Genomic DNA, 1,553 nt, shown 5'->3' with positions numbered 1-1,553 from the left:
TCTTGCTGTATTTTTTTATATAAAGTTAAAGAAAAAGCAAATTTAAAATGATATTAAAGACAACAAAGAAGGAGTTCTTCTCTGGAAGTGCATATCAAGCGATTATACTGCTATGCGGAATAATTGTACTTCCAATATCAATTCATTATTTAAATAAAAATGAAATGGGATTTTGGTATGTTTTTCTAACTTTTGCGGCGTTTGCTCAATTATTGGAGTTTGGATATCAACCTACGATAAGCAGATTTCTTTCGGCAATATTAAGTGGTACGCAGACTCTAAATGCTGAGGGGTGGAGTTCCGAATCTATAAGTAGTATTAACTATCAATTACTTTATGACCTAATTCAAGCATCTAAGCGCTTGTACATTGGAGTTTCATTTTTAGTTTTTATTGTACTTTCAACAGTTGGTACGCTTTATTTATTTAGTTTTAATGAATTTACTAAAAGTGAAATGATTGCATGGTGCTTTTTTGTATTGTCAATATCAATCAATTTTTATTATACATATTGTAATGCGATCATTATTGGACGAGGGAATACAGTAGCAGTATATAAAGTCACAGCAATCTCGAAGGTTTTTTATACAATTATTACCGTAATATTACTTTCATTTGGGTTTGGCTTAATAGCTATGGCTGTAGCATTATTAGCATCAACTGCTTTATCAAGATTTCTTTTATATCGAGAAATTAATGATGACTCGTGGGATGTTAATATTGAACTAAATAAAATTTATCGTGTTAAGGAAAATATAGTTCCTGTTTTATATAAGGCATCATGGAAGTTGGGCGTAACTGGTCTAGGAGCGTTTTTGATTAGGCAGGGTAATACTTTTGTTGCCGCATCATTTCTAAGTATTGGCGTTGCTGGATCATATGGATTAACGATACAGGTTTTTTCTCTAATTCGAAATCTGGCTTCAATGATATTTAATTTAAATTTGCCTAAAATGAATAGTCTTCAAGTTCAGGGGAAAAAGAATGAACTTAAAAATCTATTCGTAAGTTCAATTCTATCATCTACATTAATGTATGTTATTGGCGCAATAATCTCATTGCTAATAGGCGAACAGTTAATTGATTTTATCACGAATAATACGAGTGGTACGAAGTTGCTGCCAACATATTTACTCGCATTTGTAGCATTGATATATCTGTTAGAACATATACATTCTCTTTGCGGTATATATCTTACAACATATAATCGCGTGCCTTTCCTTTGGCCATCAATAATATCTGGCGGATTAATTTTTATATCGAGTATTGTGGCATGTAATAACTTGGCTATTGGTGTTATGGGGTTATTAATTCCACAGTTTATCGTGCAGTTATGTTTTAACAATTGGTATTGGCCATATATAACGTATAGAGACCTAATAAAAGGTAATGAAAAATTTTCGATAGTTTAGAATTGTCGTAAAGTATTACAAAATCAATAGATATTTAACATTATACAATTTCTATTTAACTGTATCGCCTTTAATTTTATGAAAAAATGTGAAATAATATACCTGGTTCCGTTCGAAATGAAAGAAAATGAATACCTCGAA

General features: G+C 30.9%; 1 protein-coding gene. It reads left to right on the top strand.

The window, feature by feature from the left end:
- Positions 1–47 precede the first annotated feature (47 nt).
- On the top strand, positions 48–1,412 hold the full coding sequence (gene wzx / locus J3L11_RS18745) for an O-unit flippase-like protein (RefSeq protein ID WP_207571973.1): 1,365 nt from the start codon (positions 48–50) through the stop codon (positions 1,410–1,412).
- The last annotated feature ends 141 nt before the right edge of the window (positions 1,413–1,553 follow it).

The sequence above is a fragment of the Shewanella sp. 4t3-1-2LB genome (assembly GCF_017368415.1).
In the GTDB taxonomy this organism is placed as follows: Bacteria; Pseudomonadota; Gammaproteobacteria; order Enterobacterales; family Shewanellaceae; genus Shewanella; species Shewanella fodinae.
The sequence above is the reverse complement of the archived record's forward strand: the minus strand, read 5'-3'. Positions and strand labels throughout refer to the sequence as shown.